This window comes from Streptomyces sp. NPDC037126 (genome assembly GCF_055605965.1).
This window is the reverse complement of the sequence record NZ_JBVJTD010000001.1, coordinates 491247-516068: the sequence shown is the minus strand read 5'-3', so window position 1 is coordinate 516068 and position 24822 is coordinate 491247. Positions and strand designations below refer to the sequence as shown.

Genomic DNA, 24822 nt, shown 5'->3' with positions numbered 1-24822 from the left:
CCGTGTTCTCCAACTACCTGATCGGTCTGCGCGAGGGTCTGGAAGCCTCCCTCGTCGTCTGCATCCTGATCGCCTATCTGGTCAAGACCGGGCGCAGGGAGGCCCTGAAGCCGGTCTGGCTCGGCATCGGCGTGGCCGTGCTCATCGCCATGGGCTTCGGCTGCGCCCTCGAATTCGGCTCCCAGGAACTGACGTTCCAGGCCCAGGAGGGGCTCGGCGGGTCGCTGTCCGTCGTCGCCGTCGGCCTGGTGACGTGGATGGTGTTCTGGATGCGGCGCACCGCCCGGCACCTGAAGAGGGAGTTGCACGGCAAGCTGGACGCGGCCCTCGCGATGGGCACCGGCGCGCTGGTCGCCACCGCCTTCCTCGCCGTGGGCCGGGAGGGCCTGGAGACCGCGCTGTTCGTGTGGGCGTCCGTGCACGCGGCCTCCGACGGCACCCCGCGCCCGCTGGTCGGCGTCGCCCTCGGACTCGCCACGGCCGTGCTGCTCGGCTGGCTGTTCTACCGGGGTGCCCTCAGGATCAACCTGGCGAAGTTCTTCACCTGGACCGGCGGCATGCTGGTCGTGGTCGCGGCGGGCGTGCTGGCGTACGGCTTCCACGACCTGCAGGAGGCCGGCTGGATCCCCGGCATCAACCACCTGGCCTTCGACATCAGCGGCACCGTCCCGCCGGACAGCTGGTACGGCACCCTGCTCAAGGGCGTCCTCAACTTCCAGCCGGATCCGACGGTCGTCCAGATCACGGTGTGGGCGCTGTATCTGGTCCCGGTACTCGCGGTGTTCCTCGCCCCGGTAGGGTTCGCCTCCGGGAAGGGGAAGGTGAAGGAGCCGGATGACCAGGGAACGCGGCCCTCGACGGCTTCGTCGGCGTGACCGGAACGCACTGATGGCGGCCACGCTGGCCGCCCTGTCGCTGTCGGCGAGCGGATGCGTGGTGGTCCACGGGGAGCGCGAGGTGGTCCCGGCCGCCACCCGGGCGGAGGCCGCCAGGGCACTGGCCACGTTCACGGCCGCCTACAACAGCGCCGACAAGGCGTACGACAGTTCCCTCGACGCGCCCTACGTCACCGGTGCCCTCGCCGACATCGACTCGGCCCGGCTGAAAGCGGGTCACGCCAACAGCCCGTCCGGCAACGCGAGTCACACCCCGCTGAAGCTGACGGACGTCAGGTTCACCATTCCCGAGAAGGCCGGCTGGCCGCGCTGGTTCGTCGTGGACGCCAAGGGCAACAAGGGCGGCAACTTCCGCTGGCTGCTGGTGTTCACGCGGAGCGACGTGGGCCGGCACTGGCGGGTGGCGTATCTGACGCTGGTCGCCCCCGGTGCCGTACCGGAGTTCAAGAAGGACAAGGACGGCTGGGCCGAGGCGGTGCCCGCGGACTCCGCGCGACTGGCCGCCCGGCCCGACGCCCTGAGCCGTGACTACACGGCCTACCTCAAGAGCGGCGGGAAGACCTTCGCCGACGGCGCCGACACCAGCGGTCTGCGCGCGTACCGCAAGAAGCGGGCCGAGCAGCCGGGTCTGGTCCGGCAGTACATCGACCAGCCGCTGAACCGCGGCGACTACGCGCCGCTCGCGCTGAGCACGGCGGACGGCGGCGCGCTGGTGTTCTTCACCACGCACCACTACGAGAAGCAGACCGCCGCCGCGGGCGCCTCCGTGCCGGCCCCGAACAAGGACGTGCAGGCCCTGACCACGGGCGAGATCAGCCAGTCGCTGACCCTGGAGTCCGTCGCCAACCAGGTCGCGCTGGACCCGGCGGGCTCCGGTGCGGTGTCGGTCCTGGGCCGGGTGCAGGGCCTGACCGCCGCGAAGGGCGAGTGATCCGCGCGGCTCAGTGGCGCAGCGGCCAGGCCGCGCCCGGGTGTCCGGTCCCCGCGCCCGCGTACCGGGCGCAGGCGTCGGTGAGCACCTCCAGCAGGCTCAGCGGGTCGGGCAGCGCGTGCTCGGGGCCGCGCGCCCAGCGCACCTGCCGGCCGTCGTCGCCGGGCAGCCGGGCGGGCGGTACGAGGACGTAGGAGCCCCGGCAGTGCCAGCGCAGGCCGGGGTGCTCGTCCATGGTCTCGGGGTGGCAGTCCAGCTCGCAGGGCCACCACTCGTCCTCGTCCTCGGGGGTGCCGCGGGTGAGGGTGAAGAACAGCATGCGGCCGTCGTCGCTCTCGGTGACCGGTCCGACCGCGACCCCGGCGCCGAGCAGCCGCTCCAGCGCCTCCCGCCCGGCCTCCAGGGGTACGTCCAGGACGTCGTGGACCATACCGGTGGCGGTGATGAAGTTGGCCTGCGGCTGGTGCCGGGCCCAGCGCTCGATCTGGGCGCGGTCGGTGGTGGACTGGGTCTGCCAGGCGAACGACACCGGGTGCCGGGCCGGGGTGGGACAGCCGACGCGGTCGCAGGAGCAGCCGTAGCCGGGGGCCGGGTGCGCGGCGGGGGCCAGCGGCAGGCCCGCGCCGGCTGCGGCCAGCAGCAGGGCCTCACGGCCGCCGGTGTCGGCGGTCTCCTCCGGGCGTCGTCCACGCAGCCACCGGGAGAGTCTGCCCTGCCGGCCGGACCGGCCGCCGAACGTCGCGCTCATCTGTCCCCTCAGCCTGGTGGTCGCCTCGCTGGTGTGCCGACAGCATGCCTCATCCTCCCACCTTCCTGTGCTTCGGGGTGCCTGTGGGCGGATACGGGGCATCCGGGCGAGACGTGCCTCACAGACCGGCCGCGGGGGGCCGGTGCGCCGCGATCCCGTGCAGCGCGTACTCGACGAGGACGTCCGTGTACGCGTGGGAGATCGGGGCCGTGCGCTGCAGCCAGCGCTGGGCGAGCGGCGAGACGAACAGCTCCAGGGCGATCCTGGGGTCCAGGTCGGCCCGGAGCACCCCCGCGTCCCGGGCGGAGCCGAGCCGGTCGGCGTACAGCCGCAGCGAGGGCTCCAGCAGCTTGCCCACGACCTCACGGCCGAGCTGCTCGTTGACCACCCCCTCCGCTGCCAGCGCCCGCGCCGGCGCCTCGAAGCGCGGGTCGAGCAGCTCGTCCACGGTGGCCCGCAGCACGGCCTTGAGGTCGGCGGCGAGGTCGCCGGTGTCCGGGAGGGCGTGCGGCTCCTGCCCGGCCGCGCGGGCGGCCTGCTCGCCGAGGTCGAGGAACGCCTCCAGGAGCACGTCCGCCTTCGAGGGCCACCAGCGGTAGATCGTCTGCTTGCCGACCCCGGCGCGGGCGGCGATCCCCTCGACGGTGGTCTTCGGGTACCCGACCTCGGCGACGAGGCCGAGGGCGGCGGCGTAGATCGCCCGGCGGGACTTCTCGCTGCGGCGGGCGGCGTCGGGGGCAGGCTTGTCGACCATGGCGCGACGCTAACAAGCCCCGCCCTCAGGCGGGTCCGTCCGCGGGCGGCCAGGCGTCGCCCCAGTCGGCGTCCCGGGCCGCCTTGTAGAGGTCGCCGTGGCGTTTGGTGACGGTCGTGCGGCGCAGCTGCTCGTCGGCCTCGCACAGGTCGAGCAGCACCTGCCCCTTGCGGATCTGCGGGCGGCGCACGACCCGGGCGGGGGCCGGCCCGGCGGGCAGCCGGGTGGCGGCGACGTAGGAGAACTTCTCGTCCTCGTAGGCCAGCGAGCCGCCCTTGACCTGGCGGTGCAGGGAGGAGCGGCCGACCCGGGCGGCGAAGTGGCACCAGTCCGTGCCGGGCACGATCGGGCAGGCGGCGCTGTGCGGGCAGGGCGCGGCGATCCGGAATCCGGCCCGGACCAGCCGGTCGCGGGCCTCGATGACGCGGGCGTAGCCGGCGGGGGTGCCGGCCTCCACGATGAGGACCGCACGCGCGGCGTCCGCGGCGGCGTCGACGAGGGCGGCGCGGTCGGCCTCGGCGAGTTCGTTGAGCACGTACGACACGGTGACCAGGTCGGTGCTGTCGAGGGTGAGGGCGGAGCCGATCCGGGCCCGCTGCCAGCGGGCGTCTGCCAGGGCGGGGTTGGCGGCGGCGATCTCCCGGCCGAGGGCGAGCGCGGGTTCGGCCCAGTCCAGGACGGTCACCGGCCGGGTCCCGGCCCAGGTGGCGGTCACCGCCCAGGTCGCCGCGCCGGTGCCGCCGCCGACGTCCACATGGCTGCCGGGCGTCCAGCCGGGCACCGCGTCCGCGAAGGCGGCCAGCGCCGAGCGCACCGCCTCGAAGGTGGCGGGCATCCGGTAGGCGGCGTACGCGGCCACGTCGGCGCGGTCCCGCAGGATCGGCGCGTCGGTGGGGGTGGCTCCGCGGTAGTTGGCGATCAGCCGCTCGACGGCTCCCGCGGCCTGGGAGGGCGGGAGCCCGGCGAGCACGTCGTCGAGGGCGGAGCGCAGTCGCCCGGCGGGGCGTTCGGGGTCGTTCACCGTGCGATTCTCTCAGGTGCCCGGGCGGTCAGGCGTCGCGTACCGCCCTGGCCAGCAGGGTCCCGATCGACGCCCGGGGCCGGCTGTCCGGGGGCCTGCGCCTGGGGTGCACGGTGTTGGCCAGCAGCACCAGGAACGTGTCGGTCGCCGGGTCCAGCACGAGGGAGGTGCCGGTGAAGCCGGTGTGGCCGGCGGCGCCCCGGCCCGCCAGCTCGCCCATGAACCAGGGCTGGTCGACGGCGAAGCCAAGACCCGGCGGGGTGAGGACGAGTTCCACGAAGTCGGGGCCGAGGATGCGCGCGGGGCCGTAGGAGCCGCCCGCGAGCAGGGTCCGGCAGAAGACGGCGAGGTCGTGGGCGGTGGAGAACAGGCCCGCGTGCCCGGCCACCCCGCCGAGCGCCCAGGCGTTCTCGTCGTGGACGACGCCCCGCAGCATCCCGCGGTCCGCCTTGGCCCACGGCCGCCGCTGGTCCTCGGTGGCCGCCGCGCCCGGGCAGGGCCCGAAGGCGGTCGCGGTCATGCCGAGCGGCCGGGTGATGCCGTCGCGCACGAGGACGTCGAGGGAGCGGCCGGTGACGCGCTCCAGCGCGAACTGGAGCAGCAGCATGTTCAGGTCCGAGTACCGGTACTCGCCGGGGTCGCTCGTCGGTGCCTCGGCGCGCAGCATCGCCATCCGGGCGCGGTCGTCCGGGCAGTCGTGGAGCGGGAGTTCGGGGCGCAGGCCCGAGGTGTGGGTGAGCAGCTGCCGTACGGTGACGCCGTACGCGGCGGCGGCGCGGAAGTCGGGCAGGTAGTCGCCGACCCGGGCGTCCATGCCGAGGGTGCCGCGCTCGATCTGCTGCACGGCGGCGACCGAGGTGAACAGCTTGGTGAGGGAGGCCAGGTCGAAGGGGGTGTCGACGGTGACCGGCACCCGGGCGTCGGGCGGCAGTTCGATGCCGGTTCCGGTGTCGGGGTCGTGGGCGGAGTAGCGCACGGCCCAGCCCGCGGCCTCGGCCACGGCGATCACGGGGCCGCGGCCGGCCAGCACGACGGCACCGGCCGCCCAGGGGCGTTCTCCGGTGGTGAGGGCGTGCACCTCGCCGACCAGGTGCCCGAGTGCGGCGGGGTCGAGCCCGGCCCGTTCCGGTGTGTCGGCGCGCAGTCTCGGTGCGCTCAGTTCTCGTCTCCCTCCGACCCCGCACGGGTGGTCACCCGCGTGTCCCAGGGACGGCACATTCCCACGAAGCAGGCCACTGCCACCAGTGATCCCGCCAGTTGGACAACGGCCATCGGCACGGCGGTGTGCTCGCCGGCGATGCCGACGAGCGGGGAGGCCACCGCGCCGACGAGGAAGGAGGAGGTGCCGAGCAGCGCGGAGGCGGAGCCGGCGGCGTGCCGGGTGCGCAGCAGGGCGAGGGACTGGGCGTTGGGCAGGGTGATGCCCATGGCGGACATGAGGACGAAGAGCGCGGCGGCGACGGGGGCGAGTCCGACCCGGCCGAGGGCGCCGGTGGACATCAGCAGCAGGGCGGTCGCGGCGAGCACGATCACCGTGAGGCCGGTGGCGAGCACCTTGTCCAGGGCGACCCGGCCGACCAGCACCTTGCCGTTGATCTGCCCGGCGGCCACCAGGCCCACCGAGTTGAGGCCGAACAGCAGGCTGAAGGTCTGCGGGGAGGCGCCGTAGATCTCCTGGATCACGAACGGAGAGGCGCTGATGTAGGCGAACAGCGCGGCGAAGGCGAAGCCGCCGGCGAGCGTGTAGCCGGTGAACGGCGCGTCGGCGAGCAGCGCGCGCATGGAGCGCAGGGCCTCCCCGACTCCCCCGCCGTGCCGCCCGGCCAGCGGCAGCGTCTCGGGCAGCCGCAGCCAGACCAGCGCGCCGAGCAGCACGCCGACCGCGGTGAGGACCACGAACACGCCCCGCCAGTCGGTGACCCGCAGGATCTGGCCGCCGATCAGCGGGGCCACGATCGGCGCGACCCCGGAGATCAGCATGAGGGTGGAGAAGAAACGGGCCATGGCCACGCCGTCGTACAGGTCGCGTACGACGGCCCGCGCGATGACGATGCCGGCCGCGCCGGCGAGGCCCTGCGCCAGCCGGAAGGCGACGAGGGTCTCGACGTTCGGGGCGAGGGCGCACAGGGCGGTGGCGAGGAGGTAGACGGCGAGGCCGGTGAGCAGCGGGCGGCGGCGGCCCCAGCGGTCGCTCATCGGGCCCACGACCAGCTGTCCGAGTGCCATGCCCAGCAGGCAGGCGGTGAGGGTGAGCTGGACGGTGGCGGCGGGCGCGTGCAGGGCCCCGGTGACCTCCGGCAGGGAGGGGAGGTACATGTCCATCGCGAGCGGGGGCGTCGCGGTGAGGCCGCCGAGGACGAGGGTGACGAGCAGGCCGGTGCGCCGGGTGGCGGCCGGTGCGGGGGCGCAGGTGTGCTCCGTCTTCGGTGTCGGTGCCGCCGCGTGCTCGGTCATGTGTCCCTCCCTCTGTGAAACGGCCGGCACCTATGCTCTCAGCTCGTACACACTGCCGGGGCACACATGAGCGAGGGCGGGGCGATGGCGGAGCAGGGCGTGCGGTGGGGGATTCTGGCGACGGGCGGGATCGCGGCGGCGTTCGCGGCGGACCTGGTGGATCTGCCGGACGCGGAGATCGTGGCGGTGGCCTCGCGCAGCCAGGGGTCTGCGGAGGCGTTCGCGGAGCGGTTCGGGGTCACGCGGGCCTACGGCGACTGGGCCTCCCTCGCGGCGGACGGGGACATCGATGTCGTGTACGTCGCCACCCCGCACGTGGCGCACCGGGCGGCGGCCGGGCTGTGCCTGGAGGCCGGGCGGAACGTGCTGTGCGAGAAGCCGTTCACGCTGAACCTGCGCGAGGCCGAGGAACTCGTCGCGCTGGCGCGGGAGCAGGACCGCTTCCTGATGGAGGCGATGTGGATGTACTGCAGCCCGCTGGTGCGCCGGCTGAAGGCGCTGGTGGACGACGGGGCGATCGGTGAGGTGCGCACCGTGCAGGCGGACTTCGGGCTGGCCGGGCCCTTCCCGCAGGCACACCGGCTGCGGGACCCGGCGCTGGGCGGCGGGGCGCTGCTGGATCTCGGGGTGTACCCGGTGTCGTTCGCGCAGTTGCTGCTGGGCGAGCCGGACGCGGTCGCGGCGAACGCGGTGCTGTCCGGGGAGGGTGTCGACCTGCAGACCGGTGCGCTGCTGTCCTGGGAGAGCGGCGCGCTGGCCACGCTGCACTGCTCGATCGTGGGCGGTACGGGGGCCACCGCGTCGGTGACCGGTTCCCGGGGCCGGATCGACGTCCCGTCCGGTTTCTTCCACCCCGACCGTTTCGTACTGCACCGGGACGGCCGTGATCCGGAGGAGTTCACCGCCGACCCGGCCGACGGGCCGCGCACCAGCCTGCGGCACGAGGCCGGGGAGGTCATGCGGGCGCTGCGGGCGGGCGAGAAGGAGTCCCCGCTGGTGCCGCTCGAGGGCACGCTGGCCGTGCTGCGGACGCTGGACGCGGTGCGGGAGCGGACAGGGGTGCGCTACCCCGGGGAAGCGCCGACGGCGGCCGTCCAGCCCGGGGGAGCACCGACGGCGACTGTCTAGCCGTATGGCGGACGCCCGATTCCGCATGGCGGACCCTCCGCCTACGCTGCGGTGCCATGACGGAGAGGCAATCGAAGATCGCGGTGGTGACGGGCGCCGGTTCGGGGATCGGGCGGGCGGTCGCGGTGGAACTGCTCGGCGCCGGCTGGTCGGTGGCACTGGCCGGCCGGCGCACCGAGCCGCTCACAAAGACGGCGGCACTGGCGCCCGGGGGCGACTCGCTCGTGGTGCGCACCGACGTGTCCCGGCCCGAGGACGTGGCGGCGCTGTTCGCGGCGGCCGTGGACCGGTTCGGGCGGGTGGACCTGCTGTTCAACAACGCGGGCACGTTCGGGCCCGGCGGGGTCCCGGTCGAGGAACTGCCCTACGACGCCTGGCGGCACGTGGTGGACACCAACCTCAACGGGGCGTTCCTGTGCGCGCAGGCGGCGTACCGGCGGATGAAGGAACAGGCCCCGCAGGGCGGCCGGATCATCAACAACGGCTCCATCTCGGCGCACACGCCCCGGCCGCTCTCGGTCGCCTACACCGCGACCAAGCACGCGCTGACCGGCCTGACCAAGTCGCTCTCGCTGGACGGACGGCCGTACCGCATCGCGGTCGGGCAGATCGACATCGGCAACGCGGCCACCGACATGACGGCGCGGATGCAGACCGGCGCGCTCCAGGCGAACGGCGAGGTGGCCCCGGAGCCGGTGATGGACGTGGCCGACGTGGCGCGCACCGTGCGGCACATGGCCGAGCTGCCGCTGGAGGCGAACGTGCAGTTCGCGACGGTGCTGGCGACGGCGATGCCGTACATCGGGCGCGGCTGACCCGGCCGACGGGCCGAACGGACCCTACTCACACAAACGGAATTTGAACATCCGCCCTATTGCGGCCGGTCGAGCCCATATGCTCAACTTTCCTCCACGAGAGCTTCACAGTTGGAGCACGTGGATTCCGGAGCCACACCGAGGGGGGAAGGCGGCGGTCGTTCCACCGGACCGGAGTTGGGGGTGGACCTCGCGCGGGACCGCGGGGTACACACCGGTCGCTGGAACGGCCGCCGCACCGCTCAGCGCCGGTGCCGCCCGCCGGGGTCCGTCGCCTCCACCGTCTCCACCGGCTCGGGACGGTCCTCGTGCGCCGCCGCGGCAGCCCGGCGCCGCCGCTTCTTGACCAGGAGCGCCGCGGCCACCGCGAGCAGCGCCGCCGTACCGCCCGCGCCCTCGACCAGCCGTCCGGTGGACGGCCCCTTGGCCGCCGCGCCGGGAGCGCCCGCCGCCCGTCCGCTGCCCTCCGGGGCCGGGCTCGCGGCAGCGCCGCCCTCGCTGACCGGTTTGACCAGGGTTCCCACGGACTGCGCCGAACGCCCGTGTCCGAAGCCCCAGTCGAGGAGCGCCGCGGTCTGCTCGTAGACGGCGTTGCTGCCCTCGGCGGGGTGCATGACCGTGACCAGCAGGGTGCGGCCGTCGCGGGTCGCGGCACCGGTGAAGGTGTTGCCGGCATGGCTGGTGTAGCCGTTCTTGACGCCGATCAGCCCGTCGTACGTCTTCAGTCCCCAGGCGCCGGTCAGCAGGCGGTCGGTGTTCTGGATCTGGAAGGTCTTCTTGCCGCCCGCCGGGAAGTCGGCGGTCCGCGTGCCGCAGTAGCCGCGGAAGTCGGCGTCCTTCAGGCCGTGCCGGGCGAAGAGCGTGAGGTCGTACGCGGACGACTGCTGGCCCGGGTGGTCGAAGCCGTCGGGGCTGACCACGTGCGTGTCGAGGGCCTGCAGGTCGTCGGCCTTGGCCTGCATCTCGGCGACCGTCTTGGCGACGCCGCCGTTCATGTGCGCGAGGACGTGCACCGCGTCGTTGCCGGAGCGCAGGAACACGCCCTGCCACAGCTGCTCGACGGTGTAGGAGATGCCGGCCTTGATGCCGACGAGGCTGGAGCCGGCCGGGATGTCGGCGAGGTCGGAGTCCTTCACGGTGTACCGCTGGGCGCGGTCGAACTTCGCCAGCACGGTGTCCGCGAACAGCATCTTCAGCGTGGACGCCGGCGCGAGGCGCTGGTGCGCGTTGAACGAGGCGAGCACCTCACCGCTCTCGAAGTCGGCGATCAGCCAGGAGCGGGCGGTGAGTTTCCCGGGCAGCCCGGTCGCCCCGCTCACCTGGACGCCGCCACGGGCGAGCCGCTCGCCCCCGATCACGACGGTCTCGGCGGCGGCCGGTGCGGCCGTGGACAGGGGGAGGGCGGCGGCCGTCAGTCCGAGGACGGCACGCCTGCTGAGCCGGGAACTTTCGCGCACCTGGGGACGGTACACCGAGGCCGGCGGCGGACCCCGCACGGGATGCTGGTCACAGTCAGTGAATTTGCCACGTTATGAGAATCTGATGAGTCACCCGGGCTTCTCAGCTCTTACACATCCCTTACCCAGGGCCTCTCAAAGGTTCCTCCCTAGCTTGTGGCCGCGCCCACAGCGGGCGCCCAGAACCTTCGACGAACGGGATGTTTGGCATCTGTCTCAAGCGCGAGCTGAGCCGCCGCAGGAAGGCCGCTCTGGTCATCGCGATGGGTCTGGCGCTCGGTATCGCGCTGGTCATCACCGTCAACTCGGTGTCGGCCGGCCTGACTCAGGCGCAGGACACGGTCCTGAAGTCGCTGTACGGGCTCGGCGGCGCCCTCGGCGGGCGGCACGCGGGGCCCGGACTTCAAGTTCGACGCCAAGCAGAGCGGCAAGTCCACGCAGAGCAGCGACCGGCTGACGACACAGGGCGGTCAGGCCCTGAAGTCCTCGCTCGTCCACGAGGTCGCCGCGCAGAAGGGCGTGGCGGCCGCGGTCGGCGCCCTCTCCCTGAACGTCACCAAGGTCGACGGCTCCTTCACCCAGGGCAAGGCCCGCTCGTCCGGCGGCTCCCAGCAGCAGGGCGGCCCGGGCAGCGGCGGCGGCCTCTTGTGGAGAACCCATGTACGGACTCACCGGCGTCACCAAGCGGTACACGCGGGGCAAGGAGACGGTGGAGGCCCTGCGCGGCGTCGACCTCACCATCGCCGACGGCGACCAGCTCGTCATCCAGGGCCCCACGGGCGGCGGCAAGTCCACGCTGCTCCAGATGATCGGCGGCCTGGACCGGCCCAGTTCCGGCCACGTCGAGCTCGACGGCGTCGACCTCGCCACGATCGGCGAGGCTCGGCTGACCCGGGTGCGCGCCGAGAAGATCGGCATCATCTTCCAGTCCTTCAACCTCATCCCGACGCTCACCGCCCAGGAGAACGTCGAGACGGCCCTGGTGCCCCTCAGGGTGCGGCCCGCCGAGCGGCGCGAGCGGGCGGCCGAGGCGCTGCGCTCGGTGGGCCTCGGCGAACGCCGCGCGCACGTCCCCTCGGAGATGTCTGGCGGACAGCAGCAGCGGGTCGCGATCGCCCGCGCCCTGGTGAAGAGGCCGAAGGTGCTGCTCGCCGACGAGCCGACCGGCAATCTCGACTAGGGCACCCGCGACGACATCATGGCCCTGCTGGAGGGGCTGTGGCGGGAACACGGCCTGACGTTCGTCATGGTCACCCATGACTCCTCCATCGCCCGCCGCGCCCCGCGCCTCGCCACCATCAGGGCGGGGCGGATCACGCTGACGGAGCGGGACGCCCCGGCGTACGCGCGGCAGGGGTACGGCGGTCACGGCCACTGAGCGGTCCGGCGGGTGTCGGTCCCGGCCGGGGTCGGTTCCGGCCGGGGTCGGTTCCGGCCGGGGTCAGGCCTGGCCGGTCTCGAAGCGGGAGATCCGGCCGTCGTCCTCGATGACGAAGCGCCAGGCGGTGCGCATCTCGCCCCAGGTGTCGTTGCGGTAGCGGGCGATCACGGCCCGGCCGCCGTTGGACTCGTTCTCCACGTCCATGTGGCCGTGGCAGGAGAAGATCTCCTGGTCGATCCACTCGGCGAGGTCCCGGTCGGAGCCGTCGTCGGACATGGTCGCGTCGGGCGACAGCAGGGCCAGGAAGCCCTCGCGGTCATGGGAGTTGACGGCGTTGACGAAGGCCCGGACGGCCGGGTCGCTGAGTCTGGCTGGCTGAATCGTCATGGCGTCAGGCTCACACCGCTCCCCCGGGTCCGCCACCCGAACGGCATCGAGAACGGGCCCGGTGGTGTGAGAGCTGCGACGGTGGAAACGCGAGAGGGACCTGTCCGCCTGGCTTGGGAGTCACCGTGACCTGTTACGACCGACGCGATCTGGGCCTGCTGCTGCTCCGGCTGGGGACCGGCGGGGTGCTGGCCGCGCACGGCGCGCAGAAACTGTTCGGCTGGTTCGGCGGACACGGTCTGGAAGGCACCGGCCAGTTCATGGAGTCCGTCGGCTACGCCCCCGGCAAGGCGAGCGCCACGGCCGCCGGTCTCGCCGAGGCGGGCGGCGGCACGCTGCTCGCGCTGGGCCTGGCCACCCCGGCGGCGGGCGCGGCGGCGGCCGGCGCGATGACGGGCGCGGCGGCGGTCCACTCCCCCAACGGCTTCTTCGCCCAGGAGGGCGGCTACGAGTACGCGGCGAGCCTCGGCCTGGCCGCGATCGGTCTCGCCGTCACCGGCCCCGGGCGCCTCTCCCTCGACCACGCCATGGGCCACGTCTTCAACCGCGGCTGGATGGTCCCGGCGGCCCTGGGGGCCGCGGCGGCGGGAACGGCGGTGGTCGTGGGCCTGCGCGCCCAGCGGGTACGGGCGAAGGGACAGGGCGAACAGGAGGCGCTGTTCGAGGAGTTCGGCGAGTAACGACGGTTCACCGGCGCGGCCCCCGGTGAGCGCACGGGTTCTCCGGGAGCGGCGGTACGAGTCCCTCCGCGCGTGACACCCTCCCCTGCATGACCGATCAGCGTCCCGCCCTCTGGCCCGCCGTCGACGAACTCTGGTCCCGCCTGGAGGCCACCCGCGCACACGCCGGCCAGGAGGGCCTGCTGCTGCGCATCCTCAAACTCTCGGAAGAGGTCGGCGAGGTGGCCGAAGCGGTCATCGGAGCCACCGGCCAGAATCCCCGCAAGGGCGTCACCCACACGTGGGACGACGTCCAGGCCGAACTCTGCGACGTCGTCATCACGGCCCTGGTGGCCCTGCGCACCCTGACCCCGGAGGCACGGGAGGTCTTCGAGACCCACTTGCGGCGGGTGCGGGAACGCCCGCTCCGGCCGACGGAGTGATGCAGCCGCGGAGGCCTGAGAACGTTTCTGCACGTCAGTCTGCTTGTTTCTTGATCACTCAATCGCGGTGACCCGAGCGGAAACCTGCAACTGCCCGGCGCATATCCCGTTGTCCCAGGTCCTCGTCAGAGATCACCGGGAGGGACCGCCATGCCCCTGCAGTACTTCACTCGCCTCGCCACGACCGTGACGGCGGCGGGGGCGCTGCTGCTCGCCGCACCAACGGGCGCGCACGCCACCGCGATCGGCACGACGCCCGTGCATTCCTTCGAGTACAGCGTCGGCGGCGTGACCATGAAGATCCCGACGGGATGCATGTTCACGCACATCGTCCGCGGCAGCGGCCGCAGGATCACCTACCAGAACGCCGGCGTCGACTGCGCCTTCGTAGCGGCCCTCAGCAGCGGATTCTGCAACTGGCGCATCGACTTCAGCTACGCCGACACCAACAACCGCACGTACCGCACGTCACGCGGGAAGACCCACAATGAGTGCAAGATCGACCCGATGCGGGGCAACTCTCCACAGACACTCCCCCGTTACGGAAAGGCCTGCGCCCACCTCTACGTCAACGGAGTGCGCCGCGTGAGCCAGTGCCACAACATCACGAAGTGAGCCGTTCATGATCGAGCAGCAACAGGGCAGGAACGCGGAACAGGCCTGGCAGGCGCGGCGCCACCGAGTGGGGATCATCGCGTTCATCGTGGGGTTCGTCGTGGCGCTGGCCTTCTTCGTCCTCTTTCCCGGACTGCCGCACGTCATCGACTGGGGAGCCGTCCTCGCGGCCCTCGTCGTGGGCGGGCTGGCCCGATGGTCCTGCCAGTCCTGGATGACACGGACGGTGCGCAAGAAGCCCGGGAGCCGATGATCGCCTCGGTGGAGCCATGAGGGTCCACCGGGGGTCCCCCCGAAGGGGCAGACGAGTCGGGCTGTACGCCGGGTTCTGTTCCGAGGGTTCTCGCGAAGCCCTCGGCGACGGCCATCCATCTAGGACCGGTGTTGCCACCGGCCTCGTGCGGTCTACCCGCGGACTCGGGCGGGCAGCCCTCGAACGTCCGCGCAGAAACACCGGGGTGTTTCCTTTTGACCTTGCTCCGGGTGGGGTTTACCTAGCTGCCCAGGTCACCCTGGGCACTGGTGGTCTCTTACACCACCGTTTCACCCTTACCGAGGACCGAGATCCCCGGCGGTCTGCTTTCTGTGGCACTGTCCCGCGGGTCACCCCGGGTGGCCGTTAGCCACCACCCTGCCCTGTGGAGCCCGGACGTTCCTCGGGAAGCCCCCTAGGGGACTCCACGCGGCCGCCCGCCCGGCTCGTCTGCCGTGTCGACCATGGTACCGGTCGGGTGCGGCGCCACGGACCGGCGGCCGCCGCCAGGACCGAGTCGGTCAGGATGCGGGCGAACGCGGCCAGGAAGCACGGCCGCGCTTCCCTGCAGTGCCCGGGCCGGACGCCGTACGGCCGATGGTGTCAGCCGTCACCGGGCGCGGCACCGTACGGCCCGTGGCGTAAGCCGTCACCCGGCCCGGCGCCGTGCGGCGGCTGGCGTCAGCCGTCCAGGTCCGTTCGTTCCAGTGCGGCGAACGCGGACTTCAGGCGGGAGCGGTGGTCCCGGGCCACCTCGTCGACGGGGTCGCCGGCGAGGAGGCGGCGGGCGGAGGCGACGTAGACCGCGCGGTAGGCGGCGACGGTCAGGGCCGCCAGGAGCCGTGGGTCCGCCGCGCCGGCCTCGGCGAGGGCCGCGGCCAGGGCCGCCTCCACCTCGTCGAGGCCCTCGCGGGCGCGGGCGCGCAGGGCGGGCGAGTCGGCGACGATCCGCCAGAAGGGGGCGAAGGTCTCCCCCACGCCGCCCAGCGGATGCCGCTCGTCGAGAAGCCCGAGGGTGAGGCGGGCGAGGGCGGCCAGCGGGGTCTCGCCGGGGGCGCGCTCGCGCACGGCGGCGGCGAAGAGTTCGGCGGCCTGCGGGATGCGGTCGAGGAACAGGTCCTCCTTGCGCGGGAAGTAGTTGAAGACGGTCATCGCGGAGACGCCCGCCGCCCGGGCGACCTCGGCGACCGTCACGGCGTCGAAGCCGCGCTCGCGGAACAGTTCGGTGGCGATGTCGGAGATCCGCTGCCGCGTGGCTCTCTTCTTGCGCTCCCTCAGCGGAAGCTCCGCGCCCGGTTTCCCGCCAGGTTTCTCACTCATACAGAAAACTATAGCCAACCAAATTTTTTAGTGACTACAGTTAACTGTATGGCCGGGTGCTGCTCGCGGGCGACGCGGCCCACGTGCACTCGCCGTTCGGCGGGCAGGGACTCTCCCTCGGCATCGGCGACGCCATGAACCTCGGCCGGGAGCTGGCCGCGGTCGTACGGGGGCACGCGCCCGCGTCGCTGCTCGACACCTACACCGCCGAGCGGCATCCGATCGGCGCCTGGGTGCTGGACTGGACCCGCGCCCGGACCGGCACGCCCGAGCCCTGCGCCGGGTGATGACCGACCTGGCCCTGACCACCACGGGCACGACGTACCTCGTCACCAGGATCTCCGGCATCTGGCAGCGCTACGACCTGCCCGGCGGCCACCCGCTGACCGGCGCGAGCGCGCCCGACCTGGAACTCGCCGACGGCACCCGGCTCGGGGAACGCCTGCGCACCGGTCGCGCCCTGCTGCTCGACCTCGCCGACGACCCCGGGCTGCGCGCCCGCGCCGAGGGGTACGGCGACCGGCTGGACGTGGTCACGGCCTCCTGCCCGGACCGGCCGGGGCTCGCGGGGCTGCTCGTACGGCCGGACGGCTTCGTGGCGTGGGCGGCGGACGGGCCGGACGGCTCACCGGAGCTGACTGAGGCCCTGGAGCGCTGGCTCGGCGTCCGGGAACCGGAGCCGGCGGCACACCGGCCCGGTTGGACGACGGCGGACGCACGCCCCACGGCGGCCGCCGCGCGGCGCAGGGGCCCTCACGCGGGGGTGAACAGGATCTTCGCCGCGCCCGGGTCGGCCCGGACGAGCCGTACCCGCAGGCGTTCGCCCAGCGGCAGCGGGGCGCCCTCGACGCGGCCGATGACCGCGGGGGACGTCAACTGGACGGTGCCCGAGGTCGGCCGGTGCTCGTCGACGTCCACCACACAGCCGTCGAAGACGTCACCGACCCGGTCCCTGAGCAGGGCCGCCTCCACGATGTCGACGCACTCCCGCTCGGCGGTGCCGGCGCGGCGGGCGCCGTCGGCCATCTGCCGGGGCAGCGCGTCGAGCGCGGCGAGCACCCAGCCGGGAGGGGACTGCCCGGCGACGGCGGCGAGGCAGAGTTCGGACGCGTAGCGGTCGGCGAGGCGGCGCAGCGGCGCGGTGCAGTGCGTGTAGGGGGCGGCGACGGCCGCGTGGGTGGTGATCGCGGGCAGCGCGCCGTCGCGGAAGACGGTGTACCCGGCGCCGCGCAGCAGGGTGGTGCACTCCTGCAGGAAGGCCGCGTGGCGGGGGTCGCGCGGGTCGAGGGAGCCGATCAGGGCCGCGTACGACACATGGTGCGGCCAGTCGATGTGCAGGGCGGTCGCGGTACGGCGCAGCCGGGCCACGGCACCGTCCGGGGCGGCCGGCAGGGTGCGCAGGACGCCGGTGCCCTGGGCGAGCATCAGGTCGGCGGCGGCCATGCCGGTGAGCAGGGAGAGCTGGGCGTTCCAGCCCTCGACGGGCAGCGGGGCGCGGAAGGACAGCCGGTAGCTGTGGTCCTGCTGGGTGATCTCCTGCTCCGGCACGCCGAGGGAGATGCCGCCGCGCGCGGCCTCCTGCCGCTCCCGGGCCCGGCCGATCTCCCGGAGCAGCGCGACCGGTTCCTCAGCCGTCCCGGCGTCGATCGACCGCTGCACGCCCGCGTAGTCGAGCCTGGCGCGGCTGCGGACCAGGGCCCGGCGCACGTCGACGGCGACGGTCCGGCCCTCGGCGTCCAGGTCGGCCGTCCACAGCACGGCCGGCCGGGTCCGGTCGGGCAGCAGGCTGGCCGCGCCCTCGCTGAGCACGGTGGGGTGCAGCGGGACCTTCTGGTCCGGGAAGTACAGGGTGTTCACCCGCCGGTGCGCCTCCGCGTCCAGGGCTTCGCCGGGTACGACGAAGGCGGCGACGTCGGCGATGGCGTACCTGACCCGGTAGCCGGTGCCCTGGCGGGAGAGGTGGGTCGCCTGGTCGAGGTCGGTCGTGCCGGGCGGGTCGAGGGTGAAGAAGGGGATGTCCGTGGCGTCGTACGACGGCAGGGTGGGCGCCTTCGCCGCGCGTTCGGCCTCCTCCTGGACCCCCGGCGGGAAGTCCTCCGGAACGCCGAGCTCGGTGCGCAGCGCGGCGAGCGCGGCGTTGAGCGGGGCCTCGGGGGCGCCGGTCACACGGATCCTGCGGCGGGGCATGTGTCGAGCGTAGGGCGAGGGGGCCCGGGCAGCACCCCGTACCCTGGCGCAGAGCCCGAGAGAAGGAGTACGTGTTGCTTGTCCTGCTGCCACCCTCGGAAGGAAAGGCCGGCTCGGGCAAGGGCGCCCCGCTGAAGCCGGAGTCCCTGTCGCTGCCGGGGCTGACCGCCGCGCGGGAGGCCGTGCTCGGTGAGCTGGTGGAGCTGTGCGGCGCCGACGAGGAGAAGGCGCGCGAGGTGCTCGGGCTCAGCGAGGGGCTGCGCGGCGAGGTCGCGAAGAACGCCGGGCTGCGGACGGCCGGCGCCCGCCCCGCCGGGGAGATCTACACCGGCGTCCTGTACGACGCCCTGGACCTGGCCTCCCTGGACCCGGCCGCGAAACGCCGCGCGGCCCGCTCGCTGCTGGTCTTCTCCGGACTGTGGGGCGCGGTGCGGGTGACGGACCGGATCCCCTCGTACCGCTGCTCGATGGGGGTCAGGCTGCCGGGGCTCGGCGCGCTGGCCGGGCACTGGCGGGCCCCGATGGCCGAGGTGCTGCCCGAGGCGGCCGGGGAGGGCCTGGTGCTCGACCTGCGCTCCGCCGCCTACGCGGCGGCCTGGAAGCCGAAGGGCGCGCTCGCGGGCCGGACGGCGACCGTGCGGGTGCTGCACGCACCGACGCGGAAGGTCGTCAGCCACTTCAACAAGGCGACCAAGGGCCGGATCGTGCGCAGCCTGCTGTCGGCCGCGGCCGCGCCGCGTGACCCGGCCGAACTGGTGGAGGCGCTGCGGGAGCTGGGCTACGTCGTGGAGGCGGAGGCGCCGGACCGGGCGGGGAAGGCCTGGTCGCTGGACGTGCTGGTGGAGGAGATCCACTGAACCACCGGGCCGCTGGGCCGCTGGGCCGCTGGGCGGCTGGGCGGCTGGGCCTACGTAAGGCGCGGCAAGGGCATTGCAGCATGTGCAACGATCATTGCGCATGCTGCAGCGGCTGGGCACGATGAGGGCATGACCTCGCCCGTGCCCCCGCTTCCGGCTGCCTCCGTGCTGGACCTCGCGCCCGTCGTGCCCGTGCTGGTCCTCTCCGACGCGGCCGACGCGGTGCCGCTGGCGCGGGCGCTGGTCGCGGGCGGGCTGCCGGCGATCGAGGTGACGCTCAGGACCCCGGCCGCGCTCGACGCCGTCCGGGCCGTCGCCGCCGAGGTGCCCGGGGCCGTGGTGGGGGCGGGCACGGTGATCACACCGGAGCAGGCGGAGGCGTGCGTGACGGCCGGGGCGCGGTTCCTGGTGAGCCCCGGCTGGACCGAGGCGCTGCTGGAGGCGATGCGGGGGTCCGGGGTGCCGTTCCTGCCCGGGGTGTCGACCACCTCCGAGGTGGTCGCGCTGCTGGAGCGCGGGGTGCGGGACATGAAGTTCTTCCCTGCCCAGGCGGCGGGCGGTACGGCCTATCTGAGGTCGCTGGCCGGTCCGCTGCCCCAGGCCCGCTTCTGCCCCACCGGCGGGATCGGCCCGGAGACGGCGCCGGAGTACCTCGCCCTCCCCAACGTCGGCTGTGTCGGCGGCAGTTGGATGGTCCCCCCGGACGCGGTGGCCGCCCGGGACTGGGCAAGGATCGAGGCACTGGCCCGGGAGGCGGCGGGGCTCAGCCGACCCGGATGACGACCTTGCCGAAGGAGGCCCCGCGTGCAACGCGCTGCTGGTGTCGGGTGGTTGCCGAGTGGCCCCAGGGCCGCGCGGTGAACTCGTCGCGGCGAAAACGGCGTTCGCGGTGCTGACGGACCTGCTGCGCGGGCGGGGCGCCGCGGGGGCGGGCGTCAGCGCAGGTGGGACGTCTCGTTGAAGAGCCGGACGCTCGCGTTGCCGTCCGCGTAGTACGCCACCGCCGACAGGGAGGCGGCCGACAGCTCCATGCGGAACAGCGACTCGGGCGGGGCGCCGAGGGCGAGGCGGACGAACTGCTTGATCGGGGTCACATGGGTGACCAGCAGGACCGTACGGCCCGCGTGGGCCGCGACCAGCTTGTCCCGGGTGGCCGCGATGCGGGTGGCCGTCTCGGTGAAGCTCTCGCCGCCGCCGGTCGGGTGCGCGGTGGGGTCGGCGAGCCAGGCGTTCAGGTCGTCCGGGTGACGCTCGCGGACCTCGCCGAAGGTCAGGCCCTCCCAGGCGCCGAAGTCCGTCTCGCGCAGACCCTCCTCGATCGCCACGTCCAGGCCCAGGCGGGCGGCGACGATGGCGGCGGTCTCGCGGGTACGGGTGAGGGGGGAGGCGAGGACGGTCTGGATCGTGCCGCGCCGGGCGAGGGCCTCGGCGACCCGGTGGGCCTGCTCGCGGCCCGCGTCCGAGAGGGAGGGGTCGGTGCCGCCGCTGCCGGAGAAGCGCTTCTGGGGGGTGAGGGGGGTCTCCCCGTGTCGCAGCAGCACGAAGGTGGCGGGTGCGCCGAGGTCGGGGGCGGCGCTCCAGCCGGGGGTGGTCGTGCGGCTCGGCTCGGCGGGGGCACTCGGGCGCTGCTCGCTGTGAGGCGCCCCTGCGCCCACCCGTGCCGCCCCAGCGGCACGACTGCCCGCGGCTACGGAAGCACCGCCGCCGCCCGCGGCCGCGGAGGCGTCGTCGCCCGCAGCCACATCGTCGGCGGCGCCACTGCCCGAAGCTTCGCATGCGGCGGGTGCGGCCAGGTCCGCCCGGGAGGTCGAAGGGGACCACTGGAGGCCCTTCGTGCCCGCGTCCATCGCCTCGTTGGCGAGGCGGTCGGCGTGTTTGTTCTCGGCGCGGGGGATCCACTCGTAGCTGACCCGGTCGGCCGGGAAGATCGCCCGCGCCTCGGTGGCCAGCGGCTTCATGTCGGGGTGCTTGATCTTCCAGCGGCCCGACATCTGCTCGACGACGAGCTTGGAGTCCATGCGGACGTGGATCGCGGCGGTCGCGTCGAGGGCCAGCGCAGAGCGCAGGCCGGCCAGCAGGCCCCGGTACTCGGCCACGTTGTTGGTGGCGATCCCGATGTACTCCGCTGCCTCGGTCAGGGTCTCCCCCGTCGCCGCGTCACGCACCACCGCGCCGTAGCCCGCGGGCCCCGGGTTGCCCCGCGACCCGCCGTCCGCCTCGACGATGAACTCCCGCACCCCTGAAGCCTCCTACAGACCCGACTCGGCCGTGCGCACCAGGATGCGGCGGCAGTTCTCGCAGCGGACCACCGTGTCCGGCGCCGCCGCGCGGACCTCGTTCAGCTCGGTGATGGCCAGCTCCTGGCGGCAGCCCTGGCAGGTGCGCGCGTACAGCTTGGCCGCGCCGATGCCGCCCTGCTGCTCGCGCAGCTTGTCGTAGAGCTTGAGCAGGTCGGCCGGGACCGAACCCGCCACGACCTCGCGTTCCTTGGTCACCGAGGCGGCCTCGCGGTCGATCTCCTCGAAGGCCGCCTCCCGGCGCCCGGTCGCGTCGTCGATCTTCGCCTGGACGGAGGCGACGCGCTCGGTCAGCTCGGTCACCCGCCCCTGCGCGCCCTCGCGGCGCTCCATGACCTCCAGGACCACGTCCTCCAGGTCGCCCTGCCGCTTGGCGAGCGAGGCGATCTCGTGCTGCAGGTTGGACAGGTCCTTGGGCGAGGTGACGGCGCCGGAGTCGAGGCGCTGCTGGTCACGGGTGGCGCGCTGGCGCACCTGCTCCACGTCCTGCTCGGCCTTGGTCTGCTCGCGGGCGCAGTCGCTCTCCTCGGTCTGCGCTGCCACGAGCAGGTCGCGCAGCTGCGTGAGGTCCTTCGTCAGCGACTCGATCTCGGCGTGCTCGGGCAGGGACCTGCGCTTGTGCGCGAGCTGCTGCAGGCGCACGTCGAAGGCCTGGACGTCGAGGAGTCGGATCTGGTCGGCGGGCGCGGCGTTCAGTTGGGGGCTCCCATTAGCTAGTGGTGGCGGAGGACGCCGCGTGGGCGGTCCAGGGGTCGGTGACCGTCGTGGAGACGTGGACCCTGAGGTCCCAGCCGTGACGGTCGGAGATCTCGTCGAGCTGGCTCGCGGCCAGCTCGCACCAGGGCCACTCGGTGGCCCAGTGCGCCGCGTCGAGCAGCGCGAGAGGACTGTGCGCCACGGCCTCCGAGGCCGGGTGGTGGCGCAGGTCGGCGGTGAGGAAGGCGTCGACGCCCGCCGCGCGGACCTGGTCGAAGAGGCTGTCGCCGGAGCCGCCGCTGACGGCGACCGTGCGGACGGGCCGTTCGGGGTCGCCGGCCACCCGGATGCCCTGCGCGGTGGCGGGCAGCCGCTCGGCGGCGCGGGCGGCCAGCTCGCGGACGGTCACGGGGTGGTCCAGTTCGCAGACGCGGCCCAGGCCCCGGCGGCCCTGCGGGTCGGTGGGGTCCGGCACCAGCGGGCGTACGACCCGCAGGTCGAGCGCGCCCGCGAGGGCGTCGGAGACGCCCGGGTCGGCGGTGTCGGCGTTGGTGTGGGCGACGTGCAGCGCGATGTCGTTCTTGATCAGCGTGTGCACGACCCGGCCCTTGAAGTGCGTCGCCGCGACCGTGGTCGTCCCCCGCAGATAGAGCGGGTGGTGCGTGACCAGCAGGTCGGCGCCGAGCTTCACCGCCTCGTCGACGATCTCCTGCACGGGGTCGACGGCGAACAGGACCCGGGTGACCTCCTGGCCGGGGTCGCCCACGACCGTGCCGACCGCGTCCCAGGACTCGGCCCGCTCGGCGGGCCACAGGTTCTCCAGCGCGGCGATGACTTCAGACAGACGGGGCACGGGAAAAGGCTACCTGGCTGTTCCGTGGGGCCGTACCGCATCCGGCACCCCGTTACCGTTCAGCACAATCAACGCCCCTTCCTCAGAGGAATCGCTTCTGCGCCACCCGTATGTGTGAAGCGGGAGTCGGCCGTCCCACCCCCGTGCGTACGAAAACTAGCTTCGTCGCCGGAGGTGGTCGAGCGATGACGGCCTGTGCGATCGAACCCCCGTCGGCCGGCGAGGACGACGGTGCCCCGGGGTCCCGGTGCACCCTCACGGCGGACGGCGCGTACGCCGCCCGGCTCGCGCTGGACGGTGAGAGCTGGTTCCCGGAGCGCTGGACGCTGGACGGCCCCGAGCCGTACGCGGTGCCGCTGCCCGGCAACCAGCCGGAGGAGCCCGGCACCGAGGTGCAGCCCATGGGGGACGGCCGGGTGCTGATCCACCGGCTGGTGGAGCGGCGGCACGTCTTCGCCCTGCTGTACCCGACCGGACCCGGCACCGGCGAGCTGCCGCTCGGCGCGCTGGAGTGCCCCGGGCCCGGCACCCGGCTCTCCCTGCTGCCGCCGGCTCCGGGGGGCGCCCGGGCGTACGCCGTCGCCGCCGGAGCGCGCTCCAGCGTGGTGTGGCAGGTGGCGGGCGGCGCCTTCGGCCCGGAGCGGCTCGCCGAGGTTCCGGGGCGCTGCTCGGGCGGGGTCTGGCTGGACCGGTCCGGGCGGCTGCTGGCGCTGGACCGGGAGCTGGACGGGCGCACCAAGACGGTCGTGGTGGACCTGGAGCGGGGCGAGGTCTCGCCGCTGCTGCAGATCACGGAGGCCAGCGACGACCGGCTGCTGCTCGCCGACCTGGACAGCGGGCTGCTGCTGATCTCCTCCGACGCCCCTTCGCCGGGGCAGGAACGATTGGGCTGGGGCGTGCTCGGCAGCACCCTGCCGGTGCGCTTCCCGGAGTGCCTGCGGCTGCCGGAGTGCACGGTGACGCCGTTCGCGATCCAGCCGGAGCAGGTGCTGACCCCGGAGCACTGCGCGGTGGCGCTGCGCCTCGACGGCTCCTTCGGCACCTGGGTGGGCACCTGGCGGCCGGCCGGGCGGCAGGTCACGCACTTCGTGGCGCCGGAGGGATGGCTGACCGGGGCCGGGGTGTGGACACGGGACGGGGTGCTGCGGCTGCCGTACGCCACGCAGGGGACTCCGTGCGGCGTGGCGGAGCTGCCGGGGCCCACGGGGGAGACGGGGGCCGCGCCGCGGAGGGGGACCGCGGGGGCGGGGGGAGCGGGGGACGCGGGTCCGCGGGGCCCGGTCCGGGACGGCACGGCCGACCGGGCGCCCGAGGCGCCCCGGCGGGCGGCGGAACCGGATCCTCCGGGGCCCGCGGTGACGCGTCCGGTGCCGTTGCAGCAGGCGCCTCTGGGACGTCTTGTAACGAAGTAGTGCCGGTTGGCGTGTGCGCCTGGATTCGGCCCGTGGTGTGCCGGTTACACTCGCCCGGCTGTACGAAAGATCATGTTGACGGGGTGAATACGTCCGATGAGCGACACCAGCACGACGGAACAGCTGTCTGCCGACTCTCAGGAGACCGCCGGCCACGGTCGGCACCGGGGCGCGATCGCGGCCCAGGAGAGTGAAGCGGCTCCTCACGGCAAGCATCGCAAGCCGGCCGAGGAGACCATGGAGGCGGCTGCCTGACGGTCGTAGAACGAGAGGGGGCGCCCGGCCGGGCGCCCCCTCTTCTGCGTTCTCAGCCCTGTTCCCGGCGCAGGCCCAGCACCTCCGCCGCCGCGAAGGTCTCCCCCGGCGGCCGGTCCGCGTAGTGCGGGGTGAGCAGCGCGTCGAGTTCGTCGTAGGTGAAGGTGTCCTGCTTGCTGTCGAACTTGGCCCGCACCCGGGGCCGGTCGACGATCGCGACCATGCCGCCGTGGACGACGAGCAGCTGCCCGTTGACCCCGGCGGCGGCGGGTGCGGCCAGATAGCCGACGAGCGGGGCGACGTGCTCGGGGGCGAGCGGGTCGAGGCCCTCGTCCGGTGCCCGCAAGCCTGCGAAGACGTCCTCGGTCATCCGGGTCCTGGCGCGCGGGCAGATGGCGTTGGCCGTGACGCCGTACTTGGCGAGGGCGAGCGCGGTGGAGGTGGTCAGGCCCACGATCCCGCCCTTGGCCGCGGCGTAGTTGGGCTGCCCGGCGGACCCGGCGAGGAAGGCCTCGGAGGAGGTGTTGACGATCCGTCCGTACACCGGCCCCCCGGACGCCTTGGACCGCTCCCGCCAGTGCGCGGCGGCGATGCGGGTGGTGTTGAAGTGCCCTTTGAGGTGGACGCGGATCACCGAGTCCCACTCGTCCTCGGTCATGGAGAAGACCATGCGGTCGCGCAGGATGCCCGCGTTGTTGACGAGGACGTCCAGCTTGCCGTACTCGGCGATCGCCGAGCCGACCAGCTCCCGGGCCTGTGCGGGGTCGGCGACGTCCCCGGTGTGGGCGAGGGCCCTGCCGCCGGCCTCCCGGATCTCGGCGGCGACCCGCTCGGCGGGCGCCGCCGACGCCTCACCGGTGCCGTCCCGGCCGGGCTGCCCGTAGTCGTTGACGACGACGGCCGCGCCGAGCCGGGCCAGTTCCAGTGCCTCGGCCCGGCCGAGTCCGCGTCCGGCGCCGGTGACGACGGCGGACAGTCCATCGAGTGGCAGTGACATGGGGGC

Annotated in this window: 25 protein-coding genes, 1 other RNA gene and 3 pseudogenes; 15 read left to right on the top strand and 14 right to left on the bottom strand. The window is 73.7% G+C overall.

Annotated elements, in window-relative coordinates; genetic code table 11:
• Positions 1-2 precede the first annotated feature (2 nt).
• Positions 3-875, top strand: coding sequence for an iron uptake transporter permease EfeU (gene efeU / locus ACZ7FF_RS02370; RefSeq protein ID WP_470808768.1), 873 nt, complete (start codon positions 3-5; stop codon positions 873-875).
• A complete protein-coding gene (locus ACZ7FF_RS02365) occupies positions 835-1827 on the top strand; it encodes an SCO2278 family lipoprotein (RefSeq protein ID WP_470808767.1) in 993 nt (330 codons plus the stop codon). The genes efeU and ACZ7FF_RS02365 overlap by 41 nt, the downstream gene beginning before the upstream one ends.
• Positions 1828-1837: 10 nt before the next feature.
• Here the strand turns inward: ACZ7FF_RS02365 and ACZ7FF_RS02360 are convergent, their stop codons facing one another.
• From ACZ7FF_RS02360 to ACZ7FF_RS02340, 5 genes are all read right to left on the bottom strand, one after another.
• The gene (locus ACZ7FF_RS02360; RefSeq protein WP_470808765.1) at positions 1838-2575 is read right to left on the bottom strand and encodes a bifunctional DNA primase/polymerase; all 738 of its coding nucleotides are present in this window, start codon (positions 2573-2575) and stop codon (positions 1838-1840) included.
• 118 nt (positions 2576-2693) lie between these two features.
• Positions 2694-3329: a TetR/AcrR family transcriptional regulator gene (locus tag ACZ7FF_RS02355; protein WP_470808764.1), complete on the bottom strand. Its 636-nt coding sequence runs from the start codon at positions 3327-3329 to the stop codon at positions 2694-2696.
• Positions 3330-3354: 25 nt separating this feature from the next.
• Positions 3355-4350, bottom strand: a complete 996-nt coding sequence (locus ACZ7FF_RS02350; RefSeq protein WP_470808762.1) for a small ribosomal subunit Rsm22 family protein — start codon at positions 4348-4350, stop codon at positions 3355-3357.
• Between the two features lie 28 nt (positions 4351-4378).
• Positions 4379-5566, bottom strand: a complete 1188-nt coding sequence (locus tag ACZ7FF_RS02345) for a serine hydrolase domain-containing protein (protein WP_470808761.1) — start codon at positions 5564-5566, stop codon at positions 4379-4381.
• Entirely contained in the window at positions 5506-6804 is a 1299-nt protein-coding gene (locus ACZ7FF_RS02340) for a multidrug effflux MFS transporter (RefSeq protein WP_470808759.1), read from the bottom strand. The genes ACZ7FF_RS02345 and ACZ7FF_RS02340 overlap by 61 nt, the downstream gene beginning before the upstream one ends.
• An 84-nt stretch (positions 6805-6888) precedes the next feature.
• Between ACZ7FF_RS02340 and ACZ7FF_RS02335 the strand changes: the two genes are divergently transcribed.
• Together ACZ7FF_RS02335 and ACZ7FF_RS02330 are read left to right on the top strand one after the other, a co-directional pair.
• Positions 6889-7932: a Gfo/Idh/MocA family protein gene (locus ACZ7FF_RS02335; protein WP_470809571.1), complete on the top strand. Its 1044-nt coding sequence runs from the start codon at positions 6889-6891 to the stop codon at positions 7930-7932.
• A 56-nt stretch (positions 7933-7988) separates the two neighbouring features.
• The gene (locus tag ACZ7FF_RS02330; protein ID WP_470808758.1) at positions 7989-8747 is read left to right on the top strand and encodes an SDR family oxidoreductase; all 759 of its coding nucleotides are present in this window, start codon (positions 7989-7991) and stop codon (positions 8745-8747) included.
• A 242-nt stretch (positions 8748-8989) separates the two neighbouring features.
• Here ACZ7FF_RS02330 and ACZ7FF_RS02325 read toward each other — a convergent pair whose 3' ends face one another.
• Positions 8990-10204, bottom strand: coding sequence for a D-alanyl-D-alanine carboxypeptidase family protein (locus ACZ7FF_RS02325; RefSeq protein WP_470808757.1), 1215 nt, complete (start codon positions 10202-10204; stop codon positions 8990-8992).
• Positions 10205-10404: 200 nt separating this feature from the next.
• Here ACZ7FF_RS02325 and ACZ7FF_RS02320 point away from each other — a divergent pair.
• A pseudogene (locus ACZ7FF_RS02320) lies at positions 10405-10846 on the top strand (ABC transporter permease); the annotation flags it as partial.
• Between the two features lie 16 nt (positions 10847-10862).
• Positions 10863-11582, top strand: a pseudogene (locus ACZ7FF_RS02315) (ABC transporter ATP-binding protein).
• Positions 11583-11645: 63 nt separating this feature from the next.
• On the opposite strand, the gene ACZ7FF_RS02310 reads toward ACZ7FF_RS02315, so the two are convergent.
• Positions 11646-11972 (bottom strand): nuclear transport factor 2 family protein, encoded by a 327-nt coding sequence (locus ACZ7FF_RS02310; protein ID WP_470808756.1) that lies wholly within the window; start codon positions 11970-11972, stop codon positions 11646-11648.
• Between the two features lie 125 nt (positions 11973-12097).
• Here ACZ7FF_RS02310 and ACZ7FF_RS02305 point away from each other — a divergent pair, with 125 nt between their 5' ends.
• From ACZ7FF_RS02305 to ACZ7FF_RS02290, 4 genes are all read left to right on the top strand, one after another.
• Entirely contained in the window at positions 12098-12652 is a 555-nt protein-coding gene (locus tag ACZ7FF_RS02305) for a DoxX family protein (protein ID WP_470808754.1), read from the top strand.
• Positions 12653-12741: 89 nt separating this feature from the next.
• Positions 12742-13074 carry a MazG-like family protein gene (locus ACZ7FF_RS02300; protein WP_470808752.1) on the top strand — a complete coding sequence of 111 codons (333 nt, stop codon included), beginning with the start codon at positions 12742-12744 and terminating at the stop codon, positions 13072-13074.
• Between the two features lie 150 nt (positions 13075-13224).
• Complete coding sequence (locus ACZ7FF_RS02295) at positions 13225-13689, top strand: hypothetical protein (protein ID WP_470808751.1); 465 nt, start codon at positions 13225-13227, stop codon at positions 13687-13689.
• A gap of 7 nt (positions 13690-13696) precedes the next feature.
• The gene (locus ACZ7FF_RS02290; RefSeq protein WP_470808749.1) at positions 13697-13942 is read left to right on the top strand and encodes a hypothetical protein; all 246 of its coding nucleotides are present in this window, start codon (positions 13697-13699) and stop codon (positions 13940-13942) included.
• Positions 13943-13990: 48 nt separating this feature from the next.
• Here ACZ7FF_RS02290 and rnpB read toward each other — a convergent pair.
• Together rnpB and ACZ7FF_RS02280 are read right to left on the bottom strand one after the other, a co-directional pair.
• An RNA gene (gene rnpB, locus ACZ7FF_RS02285) (RNase P RNA component class A) lies at positions 13991-14391 on the bottom strand.
• 232 nt (positions 14392-14623) lie between these two features.
• Positions 14624-15262 (bottom strand): TetR/AcrR family transcriptional regulator, encoded by a 639-nt coding sequence (locus tag ACZ7FF_RS02280; RefSeq protein WP_470808747.1) that lies wholly within the window; start codon positions 15260-15262, stop codon positions 14624-14626.
• Between the two features lie 50 nt (positions 15263-15312).
• Between ACZ7FF_RS02280 and ACZ7FF_RS02275 the strand changes: the two are divergent.
• Positions 15313-15935 (top strand): annotated as a pseudogene (locus ACZ7FF_RS02275) (FAD-dependent monooxygenase); the annotation flags it as partial.
• 80 nt (positions 15936-16015) lie between these two features.
• Here ACZ7FF_RS02275 and ACZ7FF_RS02270 read toward each other — a convergent pair.
• Entirely contained in the window at positions 16016-17449 is a 1434-nt protein-coding gene (locus ACZ7FF_RS02270; RefSeq protein ID WP_470808746.1) for an RNB domain-containing ribonuclease, read from the bottom strand.
• A gap of 74 nt (positions 17450-17523) precedes the next feature.
• Between ACZ7FF_RS02270 and yaaA the strand changes: the two genes are divergently transcribed.
• Complete coding sequence (gene yaaA / locus ACZ7FF_RS02265; RefSeq protein ID WP_470809569.1) at positions 17524-18306, top strand: peroxide stress protein YaaA; 783 nt, start codon at positions 17524-17526, stop codon at positions 18304-18306.
• Positions 18307-18435: 129 nt separating this feature from the next.
• Entirely contained in the window at positions 18436-19086 is a 651-nt protein-coding gene (gene eda, locus ACZ7FF_RS02260) for a bifunctional 4-hydroxy-2-oxoglutarate aldolase/2-dehydro-3-deoxy-phosphogluconate aldolase (protein ID WP_470808745.1), read from the top strand.
• A 155-nt stretch (positions 19087-19241) separates the two neighbouring features.
• On the opposite strand, the gene ACZ7FF_RS02255 is transcribed toward eda, so the two are convergent.
• The 3 genes from ACZ7FF_RS02255 to ACZ7FF_RS02245 are packed head-to-tail and all read right to left on the bottom strand — an operon-like array spanning position 19242 to position 22152.
• On the bottom strand, positions 19242-20543 hold the full coding sequence (locus tag ACZ7FF_RS02255) for a bifunctional RNase H/acid phosphatase (RefSeq protein ID WP_470808744.1): 1302 nt from the start codon (positions 20541-20543) through the stop codon (positions 19242-19244).
• Positions 20544-20555: 12 nt separating this feature from the next.
• Positions 20556-21299: a zinc ribbon domain-containing protein gene (locus tag ACZ7FF_RS02250; RefSeq protein ID WP_470809567.1), complete on the bottom strand. Its 744-nt coding sequence runs from the start codon at positions 21297-21299 to the stop codon at positions 20556-20558.
• Positions 21300-21312: 13 nt separating this feature from the next.
• Positions 21313-22152, bottom strand: coding sequence for a Nif3-like dinuclear metal center hexameric protein (locus ACZ7FF_RS02245; RefSeq protein WP_470808742.1), 840 nt, complete (start codon positions 22150-22152; stop codon positions 21313-21315).
• Positions 22153-22337: 185 nt separating this feature from the next.
• On the opposite strand from ACZ7FF_RS02245, the gene ACZ7FF_RS02240 reads away from it, so the two are divergent.
• On the top strand, positions 22338-23564 hold the full coding sequence (locus ACZ7FF_RS02240) for a hypothetical protein (RefSeq protein ID WP_470808741.1): 1227 nt from the start codon (positions 22338-22340) through the stop codon (positions 23562-23564).
• Positions 23565-23660: 96 nt separating this feature from the next.
• A complete protein-coding gene (locus ACZ7FF_RS02235) occupies positions 23661-23819 on the top strand; it encodes a hypothetical protein (RefSeq protein ID WP_470808739.1) in 159 nt (52 codons plus the stop codon).
• Between the two features lie 52 nt (positions 23820-23871).
• On the opposite strand, the gene ACZ7FF_RS02230 is transcribed toward ACZ7FF_RS02235, so the two are convergent.
• Complete coding sequence (locus ACZ7FF_RS02230; protein ID WP_470808738.1) at positions 23872-24816, bottom strand: 3-oxoacyl-ACP reductase; 945 nt, start codon at positions 24814-24816, stop codon at positions 23872-23874.
• Between the last annotated feature and the right edge of the window lie 6 nt (positions 24817-24822).